The 26,765-nt window shown below is 36.0% G+C and carries 25 protein-coding genes and 3 pseudogenes; 20 read left to right on the top strand and 8 right to left on the bottom strand.

The window, feature by feature from the left end; all coding sequences use genetic code 11:
- Nucleotides 1-90, top strand: a 90-nt coding sequence (locus tag M3600_RS26145) for an IS3 family transposase (RefSeq protein WP_251647637.1), incomplete at its 5' end; no start/stop codon positions are given.
- 234 nt (nt 91-324) lie between these two features.
- Nucleotides 325-1,374, top strand: coding sequence for a bifunctional transcriptional activator/DNA repair enzyme AdaA (locus M3600_RS26150; RefSeq protein WP_237943429.1), 1,050 nt, complete (start codon nt 325-327; stop codon nt 1,372-1,374).
- Nucleotides 1,375-1,417: 43 nt separating this feature from the next.
- Here M3600_RS26150 and M3600_RS26155 read toward each other — a convergent pair.
- Nucleotides 1,418-1,549 (bottom strand): annotated as a pseudogene (locus M3600_RS26155) (VOC family protein); the annotation flags it as partial.
- A gap of 290 nt (nt 1,550-1,839) precedes the next feature.
- On the opposite strand from M3600_RS26155, the gene M3600_RS26160 reads away from it, so the two are divergent.
- Together M3600_RS26160 and M3600_RS26165 are read left to right on the top strand one after the other, a co-directional pair.
- On the top strand, nt 1,840-2,337 hold the full coding sequence (locus M3600_RS26160; RefSeq protein WP_237943431.1) for a GNAT family N-acetyltransferase: 498 nt from the start codon (nt 1,840-1,842) through the stop codon (nt 2,335-2,337).
- 83 nt (nt 2,338-2,420) lie between these two features.
- A complete protein-coding gene (locus M3600_RS26165) occupies nt 2,421-2,624 on the top strand; it encodes a zinc ribbon domain-containing protein (RefSeq protein WP_233317027.1) in 204 nt (67 codons plus the stop codon).
- Between the two features lie 202 nt (nt 2,625-2,826).
- Here M3600_RS26165 and M3600_RS26170 read toward each other — a convergent pair whose 3' ends face one another.
- From M3600_RS26170 to M3600_RS26185, 4 genes are all read right to left on the bottom strand, one after another.
- Nucleotides 2,827-3,720, bottom strand: a complete 894-nt coding sequence (locus M3600_RS26170; protein ID WP_233317028.1) for a glycine betaine ABC transporter substrate-binding protein — start codon at nt 3,718-3,720, stop codon at nt 2,827-2,829.
- Nucleotides 3,721-4,336: 616 nt separating this feature from the next.
- Nucleotides 4,337-4,498: a hypothetical protein gene (locus M3600_RS26175; RefSeq protein WP_233317029.1), complete on the bottom strand. Its 162-nt coding sequence runs from the start codon at nt 4,496-4,498 to the stop codon at nt 4,337-4,339.
- Nucleotides 4,499-4,614: 116 nt separating this feature from the next.
- The gene (locus tag M3600_RS26180) at nt 4,615-4,863 is read right to left on the bottom strand and encodes a hypothetical protein (protein WP_233317030.1); all 249 of its coding nucleotides are present in this window, start codon (nt 4,861-4,863) and stop codon (nt 4,615-4,617) included.
- Nucleotides 4,864-5,424: 561 nt separating this feature from the next.
- Nucleotides 5,425-6,072, bottom strand: a complete 648-nt coding sequence (locus tag M3600_RS26185; protein ID WP_251648143.1) for a DUF1232 domain-containing protein — start codon at nt 6,070-6,072, stop codon at nt 5,425-5,427.
- Between the two features lie 161 nt (nt 6,073-6,233).
- On the opposite strand from M3600_RS26185, the gene M3600_RS26190 reads away from it, so the two are divergent.
- From M3600_RS26190 to M3600_RS26240, 11 genes are all read left to right on the top strand, one after another.
- Nucleotides 6,234-6,911: a zinc metallopeptidase gene (locus tag M3600_RS26190; protein ID WP_233317032.1), complete on the top strand. Its 678-nt coding sequence runs from the start codon at nt 6,234-6,236 to the stop codon at nt 6,909-6,911.
- Between the two features lie 52 nt (nt 6,912-6,963).
- The gene (locus M3600_RS26195; RefSeq protein WP_233317033.1) at nt 6,964-7,887 is read left to right on the top strand and encodes an LCP family protein; all 924 of its coding nucleotides are present in this window, start codon (nt 6,964-6,966) and stop codon (nt 7,885-7,887) included.
- 111 nt (nt 7,888-7,998) lie between these two features.
- Nucleotides 7,999-8,805 carry an undecaprenyl-diphosphate phosphatase gene (locus M3600_RS26200; protein ID WP_237943435.1) on the top strand — a complete coding sequence of 269 codons (807 nt, stop codon included), beginning with the start codon at nt 7,999-8,001 and terminating at the stop codon, nt 8,803-8,805.
- 38 nt (nt 8,806-8,843) lie between these two features.
- The gene (locus M3600_RS26205; protein ID WP_251648145.1) at nt 8,844-10,013 is read left to right on the top strand and encodes an FtsW/RodA/SpoVE family cell cycle protein; all 1,170 of its coding nucleotides are present in this window, start codon (nt 8,844-8,846) and stop codon (nt 10,011-10,013) included.
- Nucleotides 10,014-10,329: 316 nt separating this feature from the next.
- On the top strand, nt 10,330-10,779 hold the full coding sequence (locus M3600_RS26210; RefSeq protein WP_251648147.1) for a hypothetical protein: 450 nt from the start codon (nt 10,330-10,332) through the stop codon (nt 10,777-10,779).
- A gap of 411 nt (nt 10,780-11,190) precedes the next feature.
- Complete coding sequence (locus M3600_RS26215) at nt 11,191-11,523, top strand: metal-sensitive transcriptional regulator (protein WP_233317037.1); 333 nt, start codon at nt 11,191-11,193, stop codon at nt 11,521-11,523.
- 71 nt (nt 11,524-11,594) lie between these two features.
- A complete protein-coding gene (copZ, locus tag M3600_RS26220; protein ID WP_233317038.1) occupies nt 11,595-11,801 on the top strand; it encodes a copper chaperone CopZ in 207 nt (68 codons plus the stop codon).
- 73 nt (nt 11,802-11,874) lie between these two features.
- Nucleotides 11,875-14,307: a heavy metal translocating P-type ATPase gene (locus M3600_RS26225; RefSeq protein WP_251648149.1), complete on the top strand. Its 2,433-nt coding sequence runs from the start codon at nt 11,875-11,877 to the stop codon at nt 14,305-14,307.
- A 138-nt stretch (nt 14,308-14,445) separates the two neighbouring features.
- Nucleotides 14,446-15,834, top strand: coding sequence for an aminotransferase-like domain-containing protein (locus M3600_RS26230; protein ID WP_251648151.1), 1,389 nt, complete (start codon nt 14,446-14,448; stop codon nt 15,832-15,834).
- A gap of 76 nt (nt 15,835-15,910) precedes the next feature.
- The gene (locus tag M3600_RS26235) at nt 15,911-17,206 is read left to right on the top strand and encodes an MFS transporter (RefSeq protein ID WP_251648159.1); all 1,296 of its coding nucleotides are present in this window, start codon (nt 15,911-15,913) and stop codon (nt 17,204-17,206) included.
- 76 nt (nt 17,207-17,282) lie between these two features.
- Entirely contained in the window at nt 17,283-17,885 is a 603-nt protein-coding gene (locus tag M3600_RS26240) for a CBO0543 family protein (RefSeq protein WP_233317041.1), read from the top strand.
- Between the two features lie 436 nt (nt 17,886-18,321).
- Here the strand turns inward: M3600_RS26240 and M3600_RS26245 are convergent, their stop codons facing one another.
- Nucleotides 18,322-19,731 (bottom strand): phospholipase D-like domain-containing protein, encoded by a 1,410-nt coding sequence (locus tag M3600_RS26245; RefSeq protein ID WP_251648153.1) that lies wholly within the window; start codon nt 19,729-19,731, stop codon nt 18,322-18,324.
- A gap of 1,174 nt (nt 19,732-20,905) precedes the next feature.
- Here M3600_RS26245 and M3600_RS26250 point away from each other — a divergent pair.
- The 4 genes and pseudogenes from M3600_RS26250 to M3600_RS26265 all read left to right on the top strand — a co-directional run bounded on the left by M3600_RS26250 (nt 20,906) and on the right by M3600_RS26265 (nt 24,651).
- Nucleotides 20,906-21,469 (top strand): CBO0543 family protein, encoded by a 564-nt coding sequence (locus tag M3600_RS26250; protein ID WP_233317044.1) that lies wholly within the window; start codon nt 20,906-20,908, stop codon nt 21,467-21,469.
- Nucleotides 21,470-22,099: 630 nt separating this feature from the next.
- Nucleotides 22,100-22,417 (top strand): annotated as a pseudogene (locus M3600_RS29465) (methyl-accepting chemotaxis protein); the annotation flags it as partial.
- Between the two features lie 328 nt (nt 22,418-22,745).
- Nucleotides 22,746-22,967, top strand: coding sequence for a hypothetical protein (locus M3600_RS26260; RefSeq protein ID WP_233317045.1), 222 nt, complete (start codon nt 22,746-22,748; stop codon nt 22,965-22,967).
- Nucleotides 22,968-23,205: 238 nt separating this feature from the next.
- Nucleotides 23,206-24,651: a DEAD/DEAH box helicase gene (locus M3600_RS26265; protein WP_251648155.1), complete on the top strand. Its 1,446-nt coding sequence runs from the start codon at nt 23,206-23,208 to the stop codon at nt 24,649-24,651.
- Between the two features lie 115 nt (nt 24,652-24,766).
- Here M3600_RS26265 and M3600_RS26270 read toward each other — a convergent pair.
- Nucleotides 24,767-24,908, bottom strand: a pseudogene (locus M3600_RS26270) (GNAT family N-acetyltransferase); the annotation flags it as partial.
- A gap of 296 nt (nt 24,909-25,204) precedes the next feature.
- Here M3600_RS26270 and M3600_RS26275 point away from each other — a divergent pair.
- The gene (locus M3600_RS26275) at nt 25,205-26,464 is read left to right on the top strand and encodes a sensor domain-containing protein (protein WP_251648157.1); all 1,260 of its coding nucleotides are present in this window, start codon (nt 25,205-25,207) and stop codon (nt 26,462-26,464) included.
- A 214-nt stretch (nt 26,465-26,678) separates the two neighbouring features.
- On the opposite strand, the gene M3600_RS26280 is transcribed toward M3600_RS26275, so the two are convergent.
- The coding region (locus tag M3600_RS26280) for an IS3 family transposase (protein WP_164849711.1) at nt 26,679-26,765 on the bottom strand (87 nt) is incomplete at its 5' end.

Below are 26,765 nucleotides of genomic sequence, written 5' to 3' on the forward strand. Positions count from 1 at the left end.
ATTTATTACTATAATCACATACGAATTAAGGCAAAATTAAAAGGCATGAGTCCGGTTCAATACCGAACTCATGCCCCAGAAGCTGCCTAACGAGATAACCATGTCTAACTTTATGGGGTCACTTCACCCTTCACTTGAAGGGGAGCTGTTTTCTATTAAAAGAAAGCTGAAAAAATTACTTGTTCATTTTTCGGAAGTATTTCTTATTGCAGGTCTCTATAATAAATAATATAACGGATCTAAGTTAACAGATTTCCTTTGAACCTAAGTGTATAGAACTTACAGAAGAAAATAAATGAACGCTAAATTGAGGTGACTTAAGCAGTGGTTATTTCTGAAAAAAAGAAAGAAGAATTTTATCGAGCATTAGTGGACAAAAATCCACACTATGATGGTATTTTTTTTGCTGGTATTAAAACAACTGGAATCTTCTGTCATGCAACTTGTACTGCCAGAAAGCCAAAGTATGAAAACTGCGAATTTTTTCTAAGAGCAGAAGAGGCGTTGTTAGCCGGGTATCGCCCTTGCAAACGTTGTAACCCTTTGTATTATCCTCATAGCATCCCAGAAGAGGTGGAAATATTAGTTGCTGAAATTGAAAGAAACCCTGAAAAGAGGTGGAAAGAAGCAGACTTTCTAGAGTTAGGCATCCATTCGGCTACTGCCAGAAGAAAGTTCAAAGAAATATATGGAATGACATTTGTCCAATATGCCCGCTCCCGCCGTATGGGAATGGCTTTTAAAAAGATTATCTCAGGCAAAAAGGTAATTGACCAACAAGTTTCCTTAGGCTATGAGTCATCTAGCGGGTTTAATGACGCATTTACAAGGATAATGGGCAACCCTCCGAAGAAAACAGCTATTTCGATTATCCATGCTAACATATTCTCCACACCTCTTGGCAATATGATCAGTTTGACTGACGCAAAATATCTATATTTGTTAGAGTTTTTGGATAGGAGAGGACTAGAAAGAGAAATTGAGAAGCTGCGTATAAAGCATAATGCTAGAATTTTACCTGGAAATACAGACATTAATAAAAGTTTAGTTGAACAGTTAAATTTATATTTCTCAGGGAGGTTGAGGCAATTTACAGTTCCTCTTTATAAAAGCGGAACACCTTTTCAAATGAAAGTATGGGATATCCTTACCACCATCCCGCCAGGTCAAACAATCTCCTATCAAGATATTGCTAGCAGATTAGGAAATATAAATCTGGTGAGAGCTGTTGGTAATGCAAACGGGGCCAATCAGATTTCGATCATCATTCCTTGTCATAGAGTCATAAGCGCAAATGGAGACATAGGAGGCTATGGCGGTGGAATACAGCGGAAAAAATATTTACTTAATATAGAAAATTTATATAGTGAATAAAAAGACGGTTTGCTTATGAAAGCAAACCGTCTTTATTTTAAACTTAATTCCTGCCTAATCGCTCATCAAACATTAATTGGACTTGTATACCATATGGATCTTCAATTATTCCGTATGCTTTACTAAATAAGTTAGCGGACAAGGGGACTATTACTTTTACTCTATCGTCTGAAATGAAGTCAAAGAAAATTATCCTTCTATGACCATTCCTATTAAAAACAAAACCGTTATTAAAGGCTGCTATAACAAAGGTGAAGAGCAATTTATAGCCGATTACTTTATCAGATATGGTTGTGATTTGAAATCGGTTAAGCCTGAATCTTTATAACAAACTATTCAAGATAGATTAAAGCAACTTCAGAATCGCGATTACAATATATGGAATTACTCTTCTCCGAAAGGAAATTAAATAGTATAATTTATTTAGTGAAGCTAATTATTAGTGGATATGAGTGGGAGGTAAATATGGATATTAGAGTGCTTGAAAAAAGGGATGCGAAGGCATATAAAAAGTTGAGGTTGGAAGCTTTACAAACAAATCCAGCAGCATTTGCATCTAGTTATGAAGAGGAAAAAGACTTCACACTTGAGAATTTTGATAACAGGTTAACGAATTCATCTGCCTATACTTTTGGAGCATTTGAAGAAGGAGAACTTAATGGTGTTGTTACACTGCAATTAGAGCAAAAGGTTAAATTAAAACATCGAACAAATTTAGTTGCCATGTATGTCACAACTGAAAAACGGGGCAAAGGAATAGCGAAAAAATTAATACAAGAAGCTATAAAAAGAGCGGAAAAGTTAGAAGACATTGAACAAATTTACTTATCAGTTAGTGCAAATAACACGCCTGCTAAAAGTCTCTATAACTCTTTAGGGTTTACTACCTATGGAATAGACCGAAGAGCGCTAAAAATAGACAATACATATCTTGATGAAGAGCTGATGGTTTTATTTTTATAATGTTTGATGCTGGCAACTGAAACCTTTTCATAGTCTCTCCCGTATTAATGGATAATTACATGAAATAGTTGGAGGGAATAAAGTTGACGGAAAAAGGGTGTCTAAAATGTGGCAGCAAGGATGCAGGGAAAAAAGAAGTGGCGATGACAGGAACAGGTTTATCAAAAATGTTTGATCTTCAACATAACACATTTATTGTCGTGTATTGCAAAAAATGCGGTTATTCAGAGTTTTATAATAAGCAAACTTCTGCAGGATCTAATATTCTTGATTTATTTTTTGGTTAAAAATACTAGGGGCATTACTGAAAAAGTGGTGCTGCCTTTTTTTGTGCGTTGGTTGCATCAGGCTGAAGAAATAATGTAAAGGTTAATGACCGCTTGGCAGAGAATTGGAGCAAGTTACTAATATTAAATCGATAAAGTTTAACAATATCTGAAAAACATGAACCAACCATATTACTGGTCGATTCATGTTTTTCAGGTATTCCTAAAGATCCTGTAAGTCTTCTATCGAATTTATATCCATATAAGCAGGAACTACGAGTCCATTCTTTAAACCCGTGAAGTTTGGACCTAGGTCAACGAAGTCACCTTCAAACTTTTCATAATAAGCAGCATGTGTTGTTGGTAAGGCTGCACCTATCATAGCATCGACACTGCCGTCTGCAACACCTGCCCACATTGCACCAGGCTCCACTTGGATTAAGTTGACGGAATAGTCTAATTTATTTTCCAACACGTATTTAACGACATTATTGCTTGCGATGGCGTCAGCCCAAGCTGCATATGTCATTTTTATTTCTTCCCCATTACCAGGCTCTACACCTTCAATCCAGGTATCAACTAAATCAGCATTATCAGCGACCCATTCTTCAGCTGCTTCCTGTTCGGTTTTTCCACTTTGGATTCTTACCATTACATCCTGCATTTCTTCAGGTCCCCATTCGAATTGATCAAGGAACTTATAGGCTTCAGGCAAATCCTCTTTAAACCCATGCCGTACAAGAGTATGTATGTATTCTTCGTCTCCGTAAAGTCCTTTAGGATCTTCAAGCATTTTCAAATCAAATTCATTAAATATCCAGTGTGGAATCCAACCTGTCACAATAATTGGCTCTTCCTTTTTAATTGCTTTTGTTAATTCCGCTGTCATTGCAGTATCGGAGCCTTCTATAACTTCCCATTTTTCATCAAGACCGTAACCTGGCATTACTTTATTTTGTGTAGCATTCATTAGACCAGATCCTGGATCTATCCCAACAATTGTATAATCCAATTCTTCGGCGATAGACCCATTGCTACCTGTTTCTTCACTTCCACATGCGGTTAAACCGACTGATAGAGCTAATGCTGATGTTACTCCGAGAAGTTTTTTTAGCACTAATAAAATCCCCCTTTAATTTGTTTTTAATGTTTCGTAAAGTGTAACGTTAATCTAAATGGAACTCAAAGCGCAGAATATCTCTTAATCTCCTGTAAGCAATGTAGAGATGTAACTATATAACTAACCTGCACTGTATACGCCCTTTTCCTCTATTTTCCTAGCTTATCCTACATGGTGGGTGTATTTTTTCATCTATAGTGTAATGGGTAGGAGGGGAAGCCAGAAAGTAGAAAGATAGCTTGTAATAAGGCATAAAAAAAACGAATGATGTGCATTTTCATTCGTTTTTCGTCGTATATCTGTACTTTTTTCTGGCTTGGCATGATGGTGATTTCGAGTTTTCCGTCAACCATTTATAGCACAGTTTGATTATCTTTAGATCATTTGAAACCGATGGCTTTCTTTTTACTTCGGGAAACTTATCTTCTGTCAGTTTTTCCGAAATTGAGATGTTATTTAAAGGTGGTATTCAGTTTATGAATGGTGCTTCATTTAATTTCATTGAAGTTGAGGTTTTCAATTGTCGAAGGGTTAGTTCCTAAATATGGTTATAAATGCGAATATAAACGAGCGGAAAATAAAACTAGTAGATTGAGATACTCTAACTTAAGATTCAAGTAATTTTTGTTTTTATTTGTGATAACGGTACTAACTTTACTTTGAAAAAATTAATTATATCTTTTTTTTCTTTCAGTTCAGCATAACCACTGGAGTATATGTAGAGGACTTCATACTCTTTGAATTGAAATATAACAACATCACCTTTTTTTAACATCAACTTCCTCCCTTGTTTCCCACAATTTATTAAAAAAATAAGCAGCCCACAGTAAAAAATATAAAGTAATAAACTGTCTTTTTTACTGTGTGCTGCTTGGATAAACAAAAGCAATATTAAGAAAGCTCGTGGTTTTTCATTACCTTCTCTTCATAGAACAATTTACTCCAAATCTTCCATTTCATTATTTCTAAAGCAAGGTGTATGACTGCAAGATAGGAGATATATAATAAAATTTGGTGGAATAGTGTCATCTCTTTAAAGAACGAGTTGTATTCTCCCCGATACCAGTTGAGGACTAGTGCAAGCACTATTAGTCTGAATAACAATTTCCATGTTATATATTTAAGTGTTAGTTGTTTCATTCGGATTCCCTCTTCAATTCTGTCATTATTGTTTATTCGTGCTGGTTTTTATACAAAAAGCTTGTTATGACCGTTTTTTTCCACGGCGAATACACTTGTCTGTGTAATAATCATATTTATGCTTGTTCTGAATGAAACATATTATAGCGTTTAAGAACAAAATAATATACCCCCTATAACAAACTTTTATTTTTGATTTTATCCAAAATAATGAGCCAATCCTTGTTTTATTAACTTGATCCAACCGAAAAAAGATATCCAAAGAAACACGCCTGCTAACAGGACGTAGTTAAAAAAATATTTCTTCATTATAAAACTCCTATATTGAAAGTATTAATTTTGGAGAGAATCCTATTAGTGAGAAAGAAAACTTGCATCATCAAAACATATAACTGTTATGCTAATCAGATTCCTTATCGAAAACCTGAGAGAGGAGTTCGATAAGGAAGAGGAATCTAACAACATGCTATTTCGGAGATGGTAGAAGAAAGAAGCTTGAAAAATTAATTGATTGGGACAAATTAGCTGCATATATAGCTTTAATCGTTCTGAAAGGTAGCTCTATAATTTTGATATACGATCGAGAATTATATTAATGGCGATAACATCATCCAAATAACCGATTGGCAGTATGTAATCTGGAATAACATCTAATGTGCTGACAAAGTAAAAAAGTCCGCTTGCCATTAACAGAAGTTGAGCTGGGCTTCCCTTTTTATATCTAAATTTATAATATAATTCCTCCAGCTGTTGAATAAACGGCCCTTCACTTCCTAATTTCTTCACTTTTTTCTTGAATTGAGTGATTAAATTCTTCTGTTCTTCTGAGGAATGTACATCGTTTGAATAAGCATTTATTTGCTGTTCAACTTCTTCAATTTTAAAGGTGTCACTATACATCCCTGATGAGTTAATCATGTTTTGGATAGCATCTATTTTGGCATGCAGTTCAAAATGATTGTCTGCTTCTATGGATTTCTCTGTATATCCTGCAGCAGTAAATAACTCATAAACGGGAATGTGAAGAGACTCGGAAATAGCCTGCAGGTGCTTTGGGGTGGCCTTTCTTTTTCCACTGATAATTCTTGAAATAGTCGCTTTATCAATATTTGTTTCTAAACTGAGTTTACTCATAGAGATTTTCTGATTTTCTAGGGTGGTTTTTAACAGATGCCCGAGTTTATTTTCATTGATTTCATTACTCGTCATTACATTCAGCCTCCATACTTTTAACAATTGAAATATACTATCTTGTTGACAAAATGTCAACGAATATACTAAGCTGTTACTAAATTTACTAACAGAGACAATAATAAACGTAATAATTTCGCTTTAACTCTATTAAAGTAAGTTAATTAGGAGGTTAAAACATGTTTTTAGTTTATTTTATCATCATTTTGATTATACCAGTTTGGGCACAGCTAAGAGTCAAAGGTGCTTACAAAAAGTATTCAAAAATCGAGTCTTCTTCCTTCCTTTCTGGTAGAGAAGTAGCTAGAAAAATACTTGATTCAAACGGTTTATATGATGTTTCAGTGGAAGAAACAGGAGGGGTGCTTTCTGACCATTATGATCCGCGGTCAAAAGTTGTCCGTCTGTCAACGAATAACTATCACGGTCATTCTTTAGCGGCAGCAGCAATTGCGGCTCACGAGGTTGGTCATGCTATTCAAGATCAGCAGGATTATTCTTTTTTAAGAATTAGGCATGCATTAGTACCTGTAGCTAATATTGGGAGTAATTTTTCATGGATACTCATCTTAATTGGCATGATTGCCGGTTTAAGTAATTTCGTGTTGTTAGGCATCATTGCTATGGCAGCAGCGGTATTGTTTCAATTTGTCACATTGCCAGTTGAGTTTAATGCATCTACACGGGCAATGGATGAAGTAGTGTCTTTAGGAATTATCAGTAATGCAGAAGAAAGAGATACCAAAAAGGTGTTAAATGCAGCAGCGTTAACATATGTGGCAGCGGCAGCGGTTGCGGTGTTAGAACTTATCCGTTTAATCCTAATTTATACAGGTATGCAAAGAAACGAAAACTAAAGTTTACTTACCAGTTGTTCATGAAGAGAACTAAATTTAGAAGGTGAAGATTTTGAGAAGCAGAGGAGAAATAAAAAAGAAACGAAAATGGATAAGGAATATACTGTCCATCGTCATCTTGCTGATAGTTATTTGCACGATGTTTATTATTTATCAGTATAAAAGCGGGGTAATCGAATCTACCAAAGATGTGAATAACAAAGGGAAGGATTATGATTTTTTGCCTGCTGAACCACAGTTAGGAGAAATGAATATCCTATTGCTTGGCAGTGACTCTAGAGGAGAGGAGCATTCCCGTTCGGATACATTAATGATAGCTCACTATAATTCGAATAATAATAGCATAAAACTTGCATCCATCATGAGAGATACATATGTTGATATTCCCGGACATGGTCTCCAGAAAATAAACGCAGCATTTGCATTTGGCGGGCCTGAACTGGTTAGACAAACAATAAAAAACAACTTTGATATAGATGTAAATTACTATGCGATTGCTGATTTTAAAGGGTTTTCTAAATTAGTAGATATCATTGCACCTGACGGGATACAGGTTGATATTCCTTATGAAATGTCTTATGGAATTGGTACGGTTTTAAAACCAGGCAGTCAAATTTTGCACGGGAAAGATTTACTTGGTTATGTTCGTTTTCGTCATGACAGATTAAGTGATTTCGGGCGGGTGGAGCGCCAACAGGAAGTAATGTCTAAGCTGAAAGAGCAGGCAATTAGTGCTCATACTATATATAATCTGCCAAAAATTATTGGCCTTGCAACTCCTTATATTGATACAAATTTAGATACCCAATCCATATTGTCCTTAAGCAAAGGGCTGCTTTTAAACAGCACAGACGGATTGGAAAGCTTAAGAATACCCATTCAAGATTCTTACGAGAATGATGTAGTAAATGTAGGGGCTGTTCTAAAGGCAGATTTAGATACAAACAAGGAAGCGTTGAGCTCCTTTTTCAACTAATTTCAACGACAAGTTTAACACTTCCTAAAAACAGTTGTCGTATGGTAACTGTTTTTTATGTGTTTACTCAAAAGGGTTGAAAATAACTATAATTCTCAAGGAGATTTAACAATGGATATTGTCTTAATTATAAAAATGATTATTATCGGTTTAGTTCAGGGCTTTACTGAGCCAATTCCTGTTTCGTCGAGCGGACATGTTATGATAGCCAGTCAGCTTCTTGGGCTGGGAGATCAAGGCTTTACGTTTGCTATTCTCACCAATACGGCCTCTTTGCTTGCTATTCTATTTATCTATAGAAAGGACATTATTAGAATAGCTGTTCATTCGATTAATTACTTAAGAACGAAAGATAGTAAGTATAAGAGTGATTTTCGTTTTGTATGTTATATCGTTATCGGTACAATTCCTGCCGGTGTACTGGGAGTGTTCTTGAATGAGTATATTGCTGACAATGTCAGCATGACTACAATTGCTGTCATGCTGTTTATAACAGGTCTTGCTTTATGGTTTATTCGAAATTTGAAAGGTAGAAAAGGTGAATCTGATATTACAGTTAAGGACGCATTTATTGTTGGTCTTGGTCAGGCTGTTGCCTTAGCCCCGGGAATTAGTCGAAGTGGTGCTACTATCATTTCTGCAATAGCTGTTGGCATTAAACAGGAAACCGCCCTGCGATTCTCCTTTTTATTGTATATTCCAGTAAGTGTTGGCGGGCTTATTCTCGGATTTTCCGACTTTTTAGGCGAACCAAATAAAGCAGATTTAGCTGTCCCTTATTTATCTGCCTTTATCGCAACCCTTATAATGAGTTATTTGGCGATGAAATGGTTTATGGGCATTATGAAAAAAGGCAAGTTAGTCTATTTTACATATTATTGTTTTATCGTAGGAATATTGCTTTTAATATTTTACTAATTTGCCATACAGATATAACTAATGGTTAGGAGATTAGGATGGGTAAGACATTTTTAAGGAGATTGGATAAGCCGATATTATGTATCATTATAATATTTAGTATCCTCAGCATCCTATTTATTCACAGCAGCGAAGGGATAGGCCAGTATGGTGTTCAAAATTTTGCGCTTAAGCAGGGAATCAGTTATTTACTAGGGTTTGTATTGTTGCTGGTAGTTGCGTATTTGGATGCAGACCAGTTTGAGAGAATTGCTTGGCCCTTTTATTTACTAGGACTTGCCGCAATTATGTTATTGCCTCTTATGCCGTCAAGTATTGCTCCATCCATCTTAGGAGCAAAACGGTGGTACAGTTTTCCGCTATTAGGGTCAATACAGCCTTCGGAGTTTTTTAAAATCGCTTTGCTGCTAGCTGTGTCCCGGTTAGCTTATAAACATAATCTTGTATACTTGGATCGTACAGTTTGGACAGACTTCCTGCTGATTGGTAAAATCCTGATTGTTACCATAATCCCATCCTTGTTTGTTTACCAGCAGCCTGATACTGGAATGGTTGTGCTGTATTTGGCAGGAAGTGCAACAGTGTTATTTATATCCGGGATAAATAAAAAAATTCTCGTGGCAGCTGTGATTCTCCCTGCTGCGGCTGTTACTTTTTTAATGTATATATATTTCCAACATTCTTCTATTCTCTTCAATCAATTAATACCGATGTTAAAACCTCATCAGCAGGAGCGGATTTTAGGCTGGCTTGCACCAGAAGAATATACAGATAATGCCTATCAGACGAAAAAGGCTATACTAGCCGTTGGAAGCGGAGAGCTTAAGGGGAGCGGAATAGGCAATAATAAAGTGTATATTCCAGAGAAGCATACAGATTTCATCTTTGCTACAATTGCGGAAGAAGGAGGCTTTATTGCAGCTTCTGTAATCATTGTATTGTTTTTTCTCTTAATGTCTCAAATGGCTATAATTGGCCACAGAGCAGAGACATCATTTGAACTTTATGTATGTTTTGGTTTAATGGCAATGTATTGCCTGCAAATCTTTCAAAATATCGGAATGACTGTTGGCATGATGCCAGTTAAAGGAATATCTCTCCCATTACTATCATATGGAGGAAGCTCCTTGCTTTCCAATATGATTTTTTTAGGAATCATATTATCCATTCGCAAGCCATACAGAAAGTATATGTTTGAGATAAAATAAGTACTGAAACTTTTATTTCTTTAAAACGTATATATTAGTAACAAATAGGATTGGTGATGTTGGTTTTATGCATACGAAGAACGAAGCTGCTAAGTTAATCGCTAAACTAGGTTGTTATCTCATTATTGTAGTTGGCGTTTTATTTAACTTAGACTGGAATCCGTTTTTTAGTGGATTTGCAGTGCTTATTTTCATTTTAAAAGCTGCATTAGATATAAAGAAGTTCAATCGTGCAAGATTAATAAGGAGTCTTAAATGAGAATCCTTGAAAGCTAGATTAATCAGCTCATCTTTGAAGAATATTGGAGGATTATTCATGGGAAAAGCCAGTTGGGCACCATATGTGAAGAAGCTGCTTTGGGTAATAGGCTTAATTATTTTAGCAAGTATATGCTTCCATTTTGACAATCAAATTCAACAAAAAGCAAATGAGCAATTTAATTTTATTCCTGTGATTTGGACAAAATTATTCATTTCACTTATGTTTGGACTTTATCTTTCCTTAATTTTGGTGAAAAGATGGTCGATAAGTATAAATTCATCTTTATTATGGTGTGTTGCGGTCCCGTGTCTATTACTTTCCATAAGCTTTCCAGTATTGGTAACACTTGAAGCTGCTGGTCATTTACCTGATGTGATATCTAGCTCTCCAGTTATTATGGAACTGCAAAAAATCTTTTCAACTAATATATTAGGTGTAACAGCAGGCTTGACAATGATTATAAGTTTCTTTGGCAATCAAAAAAATTGTGATGATAATATATAATAAGAAGAGATGAGATGTCGACATTTTGTCGGCATTTTTTGATAAAAGATATAATCAATGGGTTAATAGAGACTACAATAAGAAATATTAGTAATATGGTCATTGGCAATAAATAACAGTGTTTATCTGAACCTGTTTTGCAAGAGAGAAGGTCTAAGGTAGATAATTATATTCTTGAGTTGAGCGATAACTAATCTTTTTTGACTTACTTAATAAGAAGTCACTTATTATCAGATAAAATTGCCAAAACAAATGGTCCTCTACTACGAATAGTTGGACGTGTTAAGGCAATTACTAAGAAGTACAAAAGTAAAAAAATAATATATAGGCCATGGAAAATAAATCGAAACATGGTTCTTTACATACCTCTATAGGGTATGTTAAAATAGCCTCAAGTAAGGGGGGAGTGTAATGGATAACTCAGTAAAAGGAGAAGCTTGTCATACAGTTGATGGCACCTCTTCTCGTAAAAGTCATCATCCTGAACGGGTAAAAAAGGATTTAACAACAAGATTAAATCGTATAGAAGGCCAAATCCGTGGAATTAAAGGGATGATAGACAAGGATGTATACTGTGATGACGTTATTACCCAGATATCTGCGACACAATCAGCATTAAATAGTGTTGCCAAAATCCTCTTGGAAGGTCATTTAAAAGGGTGTGTTGTAGACCGGCTTTCAGAAGGTGATGAAGAGGTTTTAGACGAGTTAGTCGTAACTATCCAAAAATTAATGAAAAAATAAATTTTTTTCGTTTAAATATACCCTTACGTGGTATGAGTATAAATTATAAATGATAAAAGGAGAGACTTAAAATGCAATCTGTAACTTTAAATGTACAAGGAATGTCATGCGGACATTGTGTAAAGGCTGTAGAAGAGAGTGTTGGGGAATTAGAAGGTATTAACCAAGTAAGTGTAAAATTAGATAAAGCATTGGTTGAAGTATCTTTTAATGAAACTCAAGTATCTCTTGATAAAATTAAAGAAACAATCGAAGACCAAGGATATGACGTAGAATAAGAGTGCTGCAACAGCACTCTCTCATTTTATCGAAAATATACCCCGTATAGGTATAAGAGAGGTGAATCTTAACATGAGTACAGCAGCAAAAAGTGCAGCTTCTAAAGAAACGAATATTGGAATAACTGGAATGACTTGTGCAGCGTGCGCAACCCGAATTGAAAAAGGGTTAAACAAATTAGAAGGTGTTGAACAAGCAACAGTCAACCTAGCTCTAGAAAAATCAATAATAAAATATGATGCGACAAAACTAAGTGAAGCAGATTTTGAAAAGAAGATAGAAGCACTTGGCTACGGTGTTGTTAAGCAAAAGGCAGAATTTAATATCACCGGCATGACTTGTGCAGCATGTGCAACGCGTATCGAAAAAGGAATTAATAAAATCCAAGGGGTTGCAAATGCGAACGTCAATTTAGCACTTGAAAAGGCAATGATTGAATTTAATCCTGCAGAAGTATCAGTTGGAGATATTCTTACGAAAGTAGAAAAGCTAGGTTACGGTGCACACCAACAGCAAGACGAAACAGAACAGGTTGATTACCGTGAAAAGCATATTAAAGATCAACAGCGTAAATTCATTATTTCAGCTTTAATATCGTTGCCATTGTTATGGACAATGGTCGCACATTTTTCGTTTACCTCGTTTCTATATGTACCAGACCTTTTAATGAATCCGTGGATTCAATTGATATTGGCAACGCCGGTTCAATTTATTATTGGCAAGCAGTTCTATGTTGGAGCTTATAAAGCGATTCGTAATGGGAGTGCAAATATGGATGTGCTTGTTGTCATGGGTACATCAGCAGCGTATTTTTACAGTTTATATCAAGCAATTGTAACTGCTGGAACACACCACGGACCGCATTTATATTTTGAAACAAGTGCAGTATTAATAACACTTATCCTTTTAGGTAAATTATTTGAAGCAAAAGCAAAGGGCCGTTCATCCGAAGCAATTAAAAAATTAATGGGACTTCAAGCTAAAACAGCAATTGTTATACGAGATGGCTCTGAAAAAGAGATACCGTTAGAAGAAGTAGTGATTGGTGACATTGTCTTAGTGAAACCTGGTGAAAAAATCCCCGTTGATGGAGAGGTATTAGACGGGACAACTGCGGTCGATGAATCTATGTTAACAGGTGAAAGTCTGCCAGTGGATAAAAAAGCTGGGGATATGTTGTACGGTTCGACCATTAACAAAAATGGTTTCATTAAAATGACAGCAACAAAAGTTGGCCGTAACACGGCACTAGCCCAAATCATTAAAGTCGTTGAAAATGCACAAGGTTCAAAAGCGCCGATTCAACGTTTGGCTGATCAAATTTCAGGTATTTTCGTACCAATCGTAGTCGGAATTGCAATCATCACTTTCTTAGTCTGGTTTATTTGGGTACACCCAGGTGAGTTTACACCTGCACTAGAGGTATTAATTGCCGTACTTGTCATAGCTTGTCCATGTGCACTTGGCTTAGCTACACCAACTTCCATTATGGCAGGGTCAGGTCGAGCAGCAGAGCTTAGTATCTTATTCAAGGGTGGCGAGCATTTAGAACAAACACAAGGCATTGACACCGTTGTACTCGATAAAACAGGTACAGTTACTCATGGTAAACCAGTATTAACAGATGTTCTAATAGCAGACGGACAAGATGAAGATGAAATTTTAGGACTGATTGGTGCTGCTGAAAAGCAGTCAGAGCACCCATTAGCAGAAGCTATCGTACAAGGAATCAAGGATAAAGGCATAGCCCTTGGTAAGGTTCAATCATTCGAAGCTATACCAGGTTTTGGGGTTCAAGCAACTGTATCTGGTCAAGGTGTTGTCATAGGCACACGGAAACTCATGCAGCAATATGGGATTGATATACAATCCGTTCTACCAGTAATGGAGAAACTAGAGAAGAACGGTAAAACAGCGATGCTTGTTGGAATTAATGGGCAATATGCAGGCTTAGTTGCTGTGGCCGATACAATTAAAGATACATCCAGAGAGGCTGTTCAACGCTTAAAGCAAATAGGCATTACAGTCATTATGATGACAGGAGACAACGAGCGTACAGCACAAGCAATTGGTAAGGAGGTCGGTGTTGACGCTGTTATTGCCGAAGTACTTCCAGAAGGTAAAGCTGAGGAAGTGAAAAAACTACAAAAACAAGGCAAGAAGGTTGCAATGGTCGGAGACGGAATTAATGACGCGCCAGCATTAGCCACTGCTGATATAGGGATGGCTATTGGTACAGGTACTGATGTTGCCATGGAAGCAGCAGATATTACCCTTATTCGTGGTGACCTCAACAGCATTGCGGATGCAATAGTAATGAGTAAAAAAACGATGCGTAATATTAAACAAAACTTATTCTGGGCTTTTGCGTATAACACTATTGGAATTCCCATTGCTGCTGTTGGATTACTGGCACCTTGGGTTGCAGGTGCTGCGATGGCGTTTAGCTCTGTGAGTGTGGTTTTGAATGCATTGCGGTTACAACGAGTTAAGTTGGATAAATAAAAAAGTTGTGATTCTTCTTTATGATATACAGCAGTTTAGGGGTTACGTTCTTTAGAGCGGAATATCAATATGAATGAAGATATTCCGTTGTCTTTATAAACCTTATAATCATATAATTGTGTAAAAAGGATGCGTACCATGCCTATAAATTCTTTTGAAAACTACCCGATGAGCTGGAAACCATCAATCGATAAGAGAGACAAGCCTATCTACCAAACACTGGCAAGACAATTAGAACAGGACGTATTGGACGGAGTGTTACTTCCTGGAACGAAACTGCCTCCACAGCGGGAACTGGCCGATTATTTAGATTTAAACTTAAGTACTATTTCCAAAGCTTTTAAAGTATGTGAGCTTAAAGGACTGGTAAGTGCGTCTGTGGGAAGCGGCACATTTGTATCATATGATGCGTTATCCAATGCCTATTTATTAGAAGATACAAAGCCGAAGAATTTAATTGAAATGGGAGCAACCTTGCCAGATGATGCTTCTTACGAGCCGCTGATGCTCCAGCTTAAGACGATGCTGCAAGAATCTGACTATGAAAGATGGTTCGGTTATGGAAGAGCAGGCGAAAGCTTATGGCAGAAGGATGCTGCTGTAAAGCTGATGAGAAGAGGTGGGTTTGAAACAACGGTAGATCATATCTTATTTGCCAATGGCGGTCAAAATGCGATAGCTGCTGCATTGGCAAGTTTGTGCAAGCCTGGTGACCGGATTGGTGTGGATCACCATACATATCCGGGCTTAAAAACAGTTGCAGCAATGCTTAGTGTGCAAATAGTGCCAATTAGATCGGAGTACTATCAACTAAGCCCAGAATCGTTTGAACATGCGTGTAAAAATGAAAATATTAAAGGGATTTATATCATTCCTGATTATCATAATCCGACTGCTTCTTTTATGTCTGTTGAAAACCGGGAAAAGATTGCAGCAATAGCCAAAAAGTACAACCAGTTTGTAATAGAAGATGCATCTTACCATCTGCTCAGCAACAACCCGCTGCCTGCTGTAGCATCTTTTGCTCCAGATCAGGTCATCTACATTTCTAGTCTATCTAAATCATTTGCTCCAGGACTTCGATTGGCTTATGTTGCAGTGCCAAAGCAGTTCAAAGAGCCATTATCTAAGGCGCTTTATAATTTAAATATAACGGTGTCACCGCTGTTAGCAGAATTGACGGCAAGAATGATAGTATCTAATCAATTTGAAACTTTGGTTGAGAGCCACCGCGAGCAAAACATTCGCAGGAACAAACTCGCAGATGAATATTTGTCTGACTATACTTGTGTTGGTGACGAAACAGGCATCTTTCGTTGGCTGCTGTTACCAGGGAAGCTAACTGGAGCTGAATTCGAAGCATTAGCCGCACAGAATGGAGTACAAGTATATGCGGCTGAACGCTTTGTTGTTGGCAATAGTTGCCCTGACAGAGCAGTAAGAATTTCAGTCTGTGCCCCTGAATCAATGGAAGAGCTAAAATTAGGCTTGGTTATTTTGAAGCGGTTGTTAGAAACTCCTATATAAATATTGTTCGCCATACAATTATGTTATTGTATGGCTTTTTTAGGGCGTGTTATGATGACTTAAAATCAAGGTATGAATTCATTTGAAAGGCAGGTTAGTTCATGTGACGGATGTTCAATCAGACAAGCTGCAAAGTTACATAACTTCATCAGAAAACTTAAAGTCATTATACAAACGCACTTTAATTATTGTAAGTATTTCGCAAATTTTTGGCGGTGCAGGACTGGCTGCAGGTGTTACGGTAGGAGCACTTCTTGCTCAGCAAATGCTTGGTACAGACGCCTTTGCTGGATTGCCAACGGCTTTATTTACGTTAGGATCCGCAGGAGCAGCATTATTTGTCGGGAGACTATCTCAACGTTTTGGGCGCCGAACCGGTCTTACAGCGGGCTTTATTATTGGCGGGCTTGGAGCAATCGGGATTATTATTTCAGCTATATTAAATAGCATTATTTTATTATTCCTCTCTCTGCTTATATATGGTGCAGGAACAGCAACGAATTTGCAAGCCAGATATGCAGGAACCGATTTAGCAAATAGTAAACAGCGCGCAAAAGCGGTTAGTATTACCATGGTATTTACAACATTTGGTGCAGTTGCGGGGCCCAATTTAGTAAACGTGATGGGAGATTTCGCCTTATCTAATGGTATTCCGTCACTTGCTGGTCCTTTCATTTTAGCAGCCGTCGCATATATTTTAGCAGGACTAGTTCTGTTTATAATGCTCCGTCCTGATCCATTGCTAACAGCAAGAACAATAGATGCTACTAACCAAATATCTAAAGATAATGTCCAACTAGCAGCAGAAAATACAGAGAATAAACGAGGAATTATTGTTGGTGCAACAATTATGGTACTTACGCAAATTGTTATGATTGCGATTATGACGATGACACCAGTTCATATGAAGCATAATGGTCATGGGCTTGGTTCTGTAGGTTTAGTTATCGGTTTTCATATTGGGGCCATGTATCTGCCCTCCCTGATTACAGGTGTCCTTGTTGATAAATTAGGCCGACCTGTAATGGCGATGGCTTCTGGTATTACGCTGCTTTTGGCAGGTTTAATTTCAGCATTTGCACCAGGAGATTCTAGGGTTTTATTAGTTATTGCTCTTTGCTTACTTGGGTTAGGATGGAATTTTGGATTAATAAGCGGGACAGCTTTGATTATTGACTCGACTAAAACTTCCACAAGAGCAAAAACGCAAGGTGCAGTTGATGTTTTGATTGCCTTGTCAGGAGCTGCTGGCGGAGCAATGTCTGGAATGATTGTAGCTGGTTCCAATTATGCAACATTATCATTTGCAGGAGGAATTTTATCCCTAGTTATAATTCCAATAGTAATCTGGGCTCTTAAAGAGAAAAAATAAACTTGCATGAGATAGGTGTATAAGACAATGAATAATCCTCCCTTTATTATCAATAATAAAAAAGGGAGGGAATAGTGTGAAGGAAGAACAAAGACTGTTGTTGGAAGAAATTAGAAAAGCAGAAATTGCCCAAAGTGACCGATGGTTAAGCTATTGGCAACAGTACTCTAATATGGATACATGGCAATTTTGGGTGGTATTAATGATGTTTTTACTGCCACTTCTCGTATTAATTCTTTTTATAGACCGAAAAAAGGTTTTTCAACTTGGCTTTTACGGATACGGTATTCATTTATTTTTTGCAATTATTGATTCTTTTGGAGTGATAAAAGGATTATGGATATATCCTTATAAGTTACTTCCTGGGTTGCCAGCAAGTATTGCCCTTGATTCCTCCTTTGTACCTGTAACGTATATACTTCTATATCAATATATCCTTAATAATAAGAAGAATTATTATATTTGGATGTTAATGCTGTGCTTAGTTTTTGCCTTTTTTCTAAAACCATTAATGGTGGGGCTAGGTTTGTTCCGCTTCGGTGGCAGAGAGAACTTCTTAATGCTGTTTTGGGGATATGTGGCTGTAGCACTAATACCTAAATGGATTACTGATTTTTTTATGTACTTACTAAACAATAATCGCTTTAGTTTACACAATAAATTGCGGAACTTAAAATAGAGCTGCTTATTTGCGGCTTGTTTTTTGTTGGATTAAAAGTAGGGCACAGACATCACAGCAAGTTAATTTTGGTCACCTAGGCTGGGACATAGGTATGTAAATCTGTATAAAAACCGAACTATTAATCATCTATTGATTAATAGTTCGGTTTTCGTGCTTTTAGTTTTAATACAATAATTAAAAAACTTAGAAAAATGGAGCGGAGGACACTCGACTCCTGCGGGAAATAGAGGATGCTTTAGACCCCGCAGGCGAAGAGACGAGGAGGCTCAAGCTTTGCCCGCTGGAAAGCGAGTGGACGAGAGCGCAATGAAACGAACTTATTTTAAAGCCATATTCTATTTAGTCACAAACTTCATTTTTCAAATTTAGATGTAATTTTATTTATAGTTGTCTTTAAATGGTCAAATCAGTAAGAGCAGTAACCAGCTCAAGCTTATAATAAATGCTGGAATAAACCGGTCACATAGGATAGCCCTTTTACACTGAAAGATTTAAACCAATTAACTTTACCTGGTTTTAAATCGGGATCTTTTATATAAGATTCGTCCTGCGCAACCTTTAAGCTCTTTTTAACATACTGATTCATTTCCTTCTCCAGATTGCTGGTGAACTCAACGCTATCAATAACTACCATCGATTCAGTATTTAAGAAGGCCGACCTTGAGTCCATATTGAATGCACCAATGGCACTTAATTGATCGTCAAATATAAATGTTTTAGCATGGATAGAGTCAGGCCCCTGATATTCATATATATTTACGCCTCTTTTTACCATTCCGTTAATATGCTTAATATGCCCTGAATAGGCTACTACATTGGCTGTCGAAGCTAATGAATTCGTTAATATGGTAGTCTTTTCTGCGGGAATATCTATCTTTTCCATATAAGGAAGCATAGGCTTTGTCGGAATAACATACGGGCTTTGAATAACTAAGGACTTTTTAGAATTTTTCATGAGATTCGTTAAGTCATACCAAACCCAAGGTTCTTTATTAAATCTTTGGATAGGGTTATGGATAAAAGTTACTTTTTTAGTAGCTACCGACATTTCTAACCAATCATAATAGTTATTGAATAATTTTTTATCTGTATTACGCAAATCGTCTAGTTTTTTCTTTAGCTGCTGATCGGCTTCTTTAGCTTTTTTTTGTTGACGGGAAGAAAGCTTATGATAAGGATATTTTGTGATAGGATGGTCCCAGACCTCATTAAAATATCCTTCCATTGAGTTCAGAACACTGCCCTCTTTTGTCTCCGTATTTGTATTAATAATCAAAACATCGCGGTCATTTGTTGGGGCCTTTTCACCTTCCTGAACGAAATAACGATTGCCTATATTTCTGCCGCCAATAACGGCATATTTATTATCGATAATAAGTAGTTTATCATGTAAGCGATTATTCCATGTCCAAGGGAGAAAAGGCTTGAATGGTTCATAAAATTTAACTTCAATATTAGGGTGATTAACTAAGGCAAATAAATCATCTTTTAGACTGAATCTAAGACCATGGGAAATCCCATCTAAAAGAATCCTTACCTTGACACCCCTATCTGCAGCATCTAAAATCATTCCTAATATTAAATCGGTAATATATCCCTTATGAATCGCATAATAGGCGACATCTATTGTTTCTTTTGCATTTTCCATTAAGTTAACACGAGCGTAGCCTGAAAACGTCTTTTCTTCCAACAAAATCACACGATCCTGTGACGTCTCCGTTCCATAAAATCTTTCCACTTTATTTTGTTCCTTATAGGAGTTATTTACTTGCGGAGGTTTTTCTTTAAAGATGACAATGCCGAATACGATAATATAAAGCAAATAAAAAATAAGAATAATCATTACGCCACTCCTAATCTTTTTTATGGAATTTCTCTCCTTTCAAGGCCGTAACTAATGATTATAGTTTGTGCAACATTTTTTAGAATATGAAATAACAAATAGAAAAACATTGAAGGACATATGCTTTCTAATGCAAGTGTCAATAAGGGGCTGAAGAATGAACGGTTCGTGTTGGTTGGAATTAAAGCCATAAAAAAAATACCGCCAGCGACGGTATTATTTTATTCGATTAATTATGTCATCGTATTTTGTCAAAATTACAGCTTTCGTTTTTGGATCTTGAATTTCTAACAAACCGTTTTCATAGTCAAAAAAAACAAAATGGATTTTACCCTGATAGATTACTTTTTGACCGAATTCTATATGACATCATCCTCAATATTATTCAAAAAAACAATATTTGATTAATACAGAAAGAGATGCGTAACTGTAAGAAATAATATCATTTTAAAGTAGTTTCAGAATAGCACAGTTCGAATTAGTATGTATATTTAAGTGCTTTAAACAATGCTGGAAAGTTTTGGGTGATTTTTTCAGGGAATAAATAGGTATCTTTGTTTCAATTTGATAAAAGAGGGTAGAAGGTTAAGTAAATCTGTAAAAAAAAAGGGAGTTACTATGAATAAAAGCTATATACTCCTTGATATCGAAAAATTAAATAAAGAGCTATGTAATAATAGGGCAAGATCGTTAAAAATAATAAAAAGACTCCAGAAAGATCCAACTAATTTAATGTTAAAAAGAAGGTTGAAGCGTCTAAAATTAGATAATGAAAATGTATACCAGAAACAGAAGGATTTATGGGCTCTTTATAAGCGTTCATAATTCTTCACATATTTCCGCAAATAATTTTATTTTTACATAGTAGGAAGTATATCCATAAAAATTTGAAGTTTTTTTGCAGGTAAATAGTAGTATCTAATGAACAAATAATTTGTTTAAAGGGCGATAAGTCAGTACTGACTTCATCGCCCTTTAAATTTGTCCTTGAAGTAGATTAAGCTAGGTTCTTATTTTATCCCACTGCAAAAATAAAAGGAGTACAATACATAATTTCACTAAATGGCCAAATCCATTGGAATGATAAGGAGTGGTTGTCTAAAAAAATAGAATAAACAATTTTTAGGAGGTGAAAATAAAAAGACCCTAGAATTGAAGAAAGGACGTTCTCTGTATGGTTTTTAATCCTCCAGATAAAATAAAAAAATTAATTGACGCAAAATATATAGTATTAGAGCATGCCCATGATGATTTAAGAGAAATTTGGATAGATCATATTTTATTTTCCTTCGGTTGGTGGACTTCATTATTGATGACAATCATTCCATGGATAGTATGGTTTGTCTTTAGAAAAAAGGAAAGCAGCACTAGGTTACTGTTAGGAGGACTTTGGGCTATGTTCATTTCTACATGGTTAGACTATGTGGGGGTAACAATGGGTTTGTGGAGATACTATAATAAGTTAGTCCCTTTAATGCCTGATTTTATACCATGGGATTTTGGATTAATGCCGATTACAGTCATGTTTTTTCTCCAAATTAAGCCTAAAGTCCATGCACTCATTAAAGCTTCTATTTTTGCTGGCATGACAGCATTCTTAGCAGAACCTTTATTTATAAAATTAGGTTATACAAAATATCCAGGGTGGAGTCCGGTTCTTTCCTTTCCTATTTTTATCATTATCTATTTAGTAGCTCATTTTTTGGTTCATAGTAAGGCTACTAAACCACTTAGATGAAGTGGAATTATTTTACCTGCTTGAAAGCAGCTGTCTTTACCTTCTTCGCCAAAACTACTTAAAAGAACTTTATTATGTCCGATATAGTTAGTAGTTATTACTAGAAAGGGGCATACAATGCATAACACACTACAATCTTTGGTTTATTTAGGACCAATAATGAAAGAAACAATTGGTCATACTACTGCGATTATGATCACTGATTTACAAAATATCATCTATTTTTCACCTTCAACTAGTCTTCCATTAAATATAAAAGTCGGGGACCCTGCTTTTGTTCCAGGAAATGAGCTTTTAATGCGTGCATTAAAGGAAGGGAAAGTAGAACAATACGTCCCAAAAGAAGCATATGGTATTCCATTTTTCTCCACTGTAACACCAATAAAGGATCCGGAAACAGGGGAAGTTATCGGGTTGTTCTCTATATCTAAGACATTAGAAATTGAGGAAAAGCTGGATCGAGAGTTAAGTGAGTTAAATGCTATCATTAGCAGACTTCATGAAAAAGTCCAAATAGTTGCTGCTCAATCAGAAGAATTATCAGCTACAAGTAATGAAATTACATCACAAGCAGTTAAAGCCAATGATAATACACAGCAAATCGGAAAATTAGTGACTATCATTGAAGGAATTTCTACACAAACAAACCTGTTAGGACTAAACGCGGCAATTGAAGCAGCTAGATCTGGAGAGGCAGGCAAAGGCTTTGGAGTAGTTGCAACAGAAATAAGAAAACTTTCTGAACACACAAAACAAGCAGTTGGAACAATTGGCGGATCTTTATCAGAGATCAAAAGTAGTATAGAGAATTTAAAAGTAAGCATCGAGGAAGTAAGTGCCTCATCTGAAGAGCAGTCCACTGTAATGGTAGATTTCTTAGAGGAAATGCAAAAATTAGATAAACAAAGCAACGATGTGTTTGCATATATGAAAGAATTAGTTAAATAGTCAGTGTACCTTAAAAGCGAAACGAAACTAATCAATATCTTTATTTCAAAATATTACAATTTAGTGGATTATCTTTATGTTGGACACTAGTTAAATTTTGCGGTAATTGAAATAAAAAGGACATTTTTCCAAGCAGGATTAATGTCCTTTTTTTATGAGTGATATTTATGGATAGTCTCTAGGATAGATTTGGTTAGCAGGTAAATAACCTGCTTTACTTAACTGGTTATCCCATGTTATGGTAAAGATAATAAAAATTATATTATTTGGGGTCCTACCAGACTTTTATTAGTCACCTTCCCTTTATAATGGGAAAGGGGGACACTAAATGTCTTTAGACCATACAAAAGAGATGCTGAATACATTAAGGCAGTATCATACATCTGAGATTAACATGATTTTCAATGGCAATGATGGCGCGCCAATACTTGTGATAAGTTATATAGATGGTTGTTATGAACTAAAAAGTTTAAATACCTCCGTTATAGAAATTTGTGACGATATAGAATCGGCAATTCGTTCCATTAATAAATTAGTGAATGTCATATAATAAAACGAAATGATATGCTCCCCTAGCGGTAAAATCTGTTTGCGTTAGGTGGAGTTTTTTTGTGCAATTGTTTTTAAAAAACACCTTATTTAGAAACAAATAGACATTAAAAATGAAGGGTTGCCCATTATGATGTTATTTCAAGTATAATAAAAGGATATGCATGTTTCGCATATACTATCTCTTCGGAGAGAATCCTATACATAAATCAAATAATACAAAAAATGAGGTTATTTTTATGAGTGAAAAAGGTTTTGACCACTTTAATTTAAGTGATGAAATAACAAGGGCATTATCTGTTTTAAAATACGAGACTCCTACAGAAGTTCAGACGAAAGTCATCCCGTTAGCGTTGGAGAATCTTGATCTTGTCGTAAAATCGCAAACAGGTAGTGGCAAGACAGCATCCTTTGGTATACCAATTTGTGAAATGGTTAAATGGGAGGAAAAACTGCCTCAGGCGTTAATTCTTACACCGACTCGGGAGCTTGCTGCTCAAGTGCGTGAGGATATCACGAATATAGGCAGATTTAAACGAATTAAAGCAACGGCCGTTTACGGAAAAGAACCTTTTTCTAAGCAAAAAGAGGAACTAAAGCAAAAAACGCATGTAGTGGTTGGGACACCTGGACGTGTCATGGATCATATTGAAAGAGGAACGCTAGTACTGGATCAGGTGAAATATCTGATTATTGATGAAACAGATGAAATGCTAAACATGGGTTTTATTGACGATGTAGAAACGATTATAAACAAGCTACCTTTAGATAGAGTTACAATGGTATTCTCGGCCACATTGCCTAAAGATGTGGAAAGTCTTTGTCATAAATATATGAAAAACCCTGTTAATATTGAGATTGCTTCTCAAGGGGTTACAACAAGTACGATTGAACACCATGTAATGGAAGTCAAGGAAGCTGATAAGCTTTCCATGCTAAAAGCAGTAACCGTTATAGAAAATCCAGATAGCTGTATTATTTTCTGCAATACGAAAGAACATGTAGATACTGTGTTTGCTGAGTTAGAAGAATCCAATTATTCGTGTGAAAAAATCCATGGAGGATTAGAGCAAGAAGATCGTTTTGCTGTAATGGATGGTTTTAAGATGGGGAATTTTCGTTATCTTGTAGCTACTGACGTTGCTGCAAGAGGAATTGATGTGGATAATGTAACGCTAGTCATTAATTATGACGTTCCAATGGAAAAAGAGAGCTATGTTCACCGAACAGGAAGAACTGGTCGTGCCGGCAATAAAGGCAAAGCAATTACATTCACATCATCTTACGGGAGCAAATACTTAAAAGCAATTGAAAGATATATTGGCTTTGAGTTGCTTGAAATGGAAGCTCCAACAACACAGGAAGTGGCTAAAGGCCAGGCTGCCTTTGAAGAAAAAATCAGCGGACGCCGTGTCGTTAGAAATAATAAAACAGCCAGAATAAATCAAGGCATCACTAAACTTCATTTCAACGGAGGTAAAAAGAAAAAGATTCGTCCAGTAGATTTTGTTGGTACAATCGCCAAAATTCCAGGTGTAACAGCAGATGATATTGGAATTATCACTATCCATGATAGTATGTCATATGTTGACATTCTTAACGGTAAGGGGGCACTGGTCCTACAAGCAATGGAGAATGCAACTATTAAAGGTAAAAAGTTGAGGGTCAGCAAAGCAATTAAATAACATTCCGTATTAATAAGCATAAGAAATAGACGTTAAATAGAAGTTAGAAAAAAAGCAAGCAACAATAAATGAAGAAGCCTATACTCCTCTGAGTATAGGCTTTTCAACGTTTACGTTAATCTGTTGCTAATCTAGAATACAGATTTTTAATCAATAAATGTCTCTTTTGATTTTTCGGATTTTCTTAATGTACCTTCAAATTGAAAATTCAACTTTTCTAAAAGTCTAATTGAATTAGTATTTGCAGGTTCCACTTTTTAAATAAACTAGGTGAGTCTGAGACACTCATTTTTTTAATAGTAATCTGTCTGTTCGTAGCTCTGTAATCAATATTTTTACCGCCATATGTGTGTAATGCAGGGGGAGATATTGATATCTGCGCATAGTTCTTCCTTCAACTAATATCTTAATATACAATTAATGGGATTTTATCATATTAGTTCAATCTAGGCGAGAAACAAGAACCAAATACAGGGATAAATTTACAGAAGACCAAGATTCCTCATTTTGGTATAATAATTCCATTAATTCAAATAATTTTGGATGGTGAACAATGGAAGATCGGTTGGGAAAGAAAGATGACTATGTGACAGACGAAGAAAGATTTCGTGTGTTAGTAGAGCATGTAAGTGATTGGATATGGGAAGTAAATGAAAATGGTATTTATACGTATGCTAGTCCGCAGATTAAGGATATATTAGGATATTCGCCTTCAGAGGTAATCGGCAAAACGCCCTTTGATTTAATGGAGCCAATGGAAGCGAAGCGTATTGCACCAGTTTTTGAATACCATCTAGCCAATACTTTGCCTATTAAAAGCTTAGAAAACATTAATCTTCATCGTGATGGACATGAAGTAATATTAGAAACTAGTGGTTCTCCCATAATAAATTTAGAAGGAAAATGTATCGGTTATAGAGGAATAGACAGAGATATTACGTTAAGAAAACAGGCTGAGCGCAGGCAGCAGCAGCTATTAGATATTATTGAGGCTTCTCCGGACTTTATTGCAACCTTAGACAAGAATGGCAATAGTCTGTATTATAATCCTGCTGCCCGAAGAATGCTTGGAGACAATCGCGGAAGTGGGGAAGCAAATCAAAGCTGGTTGACGGATGTTATTAAGCTAGAGGGGATACCTACTGCGATAGAAAAGGGCCATTGGAAAGGAGAAACAACAATCCTTCAAGAGGATGGAGAAGCAATACCTGTTTCTCAAATAATTGTGGCACATAAATCTGAACACGGTGAGGTTGAGTTCTTATCTACCATTGCCCACGATATTACGGAAAGAAAGGAACTTGAAAAAGTAGTATATCACCAAGCTCATTATGATTCCTTAACTAATTTGCCAAATAGGAGATTACTCCACTATAAATTATCACAATTAATTGAAAACCCAGCAGATCATGCAAGATTTGCGGTGTTGTTTATGGATTTAGATAATTTTAAGGAAATTAATGATAATCTCGGTCATGAAATAGGAGATCAATTACTTATAATGATGGCAGCTCTCCTAAAAAACTGTGTGGAGGAAACGGACTTTGTTTGCCGATATGGCGGAGATGAGTTTATCATCATGCTGGAAAATATCCGCACCGAAGAGGAAGCGAAAGTAAAAGCAGGGCGGATCTTAGAAGCATTAACAGAACCTTTTCAACTAGACGGATATTCATTAAATGTGACTGGAAGCATTGGTATTAGTATGTATCCGAATGATGGTTCAGATTTTGCGGCATTGATTAAAAAAGCAGACAATGCGATGTATCGGATAAAACGAACCGGAAAGAACAATTTTTTAAGAGACAATTAAAAAAGCCATTAGCAGTTGAGCAAGCTTTATGTTAATGAAAATATCATAAATTAAACGTCAAAGCCATAGTGCTGCACTCCAAAAGTTAGAGTTAAAATCTAACTTTTGGGGTGTCTTTTTATGGCTAAATATAGTGGGAATTTCATATATATTTACTAGAAAAGAGCACAATTTAACTAAAGTGTACCCTTTGTAAAGGACATTTAAAAAAAGCCTAGGCAGTTTTAAGAAGATGATCTCTGTATTGAACAGGGGTCATCTTTTTTAAGTTCCACTGATATCTATAGTAATTGTAATAAAT

This window comes from Niallia sp. MER 6, from assembly GCF_023714395.1.
GTDB lineage: Bacteria > Bacillota > Bacilli > Bacillales > Cytobacillaceae > Niallia.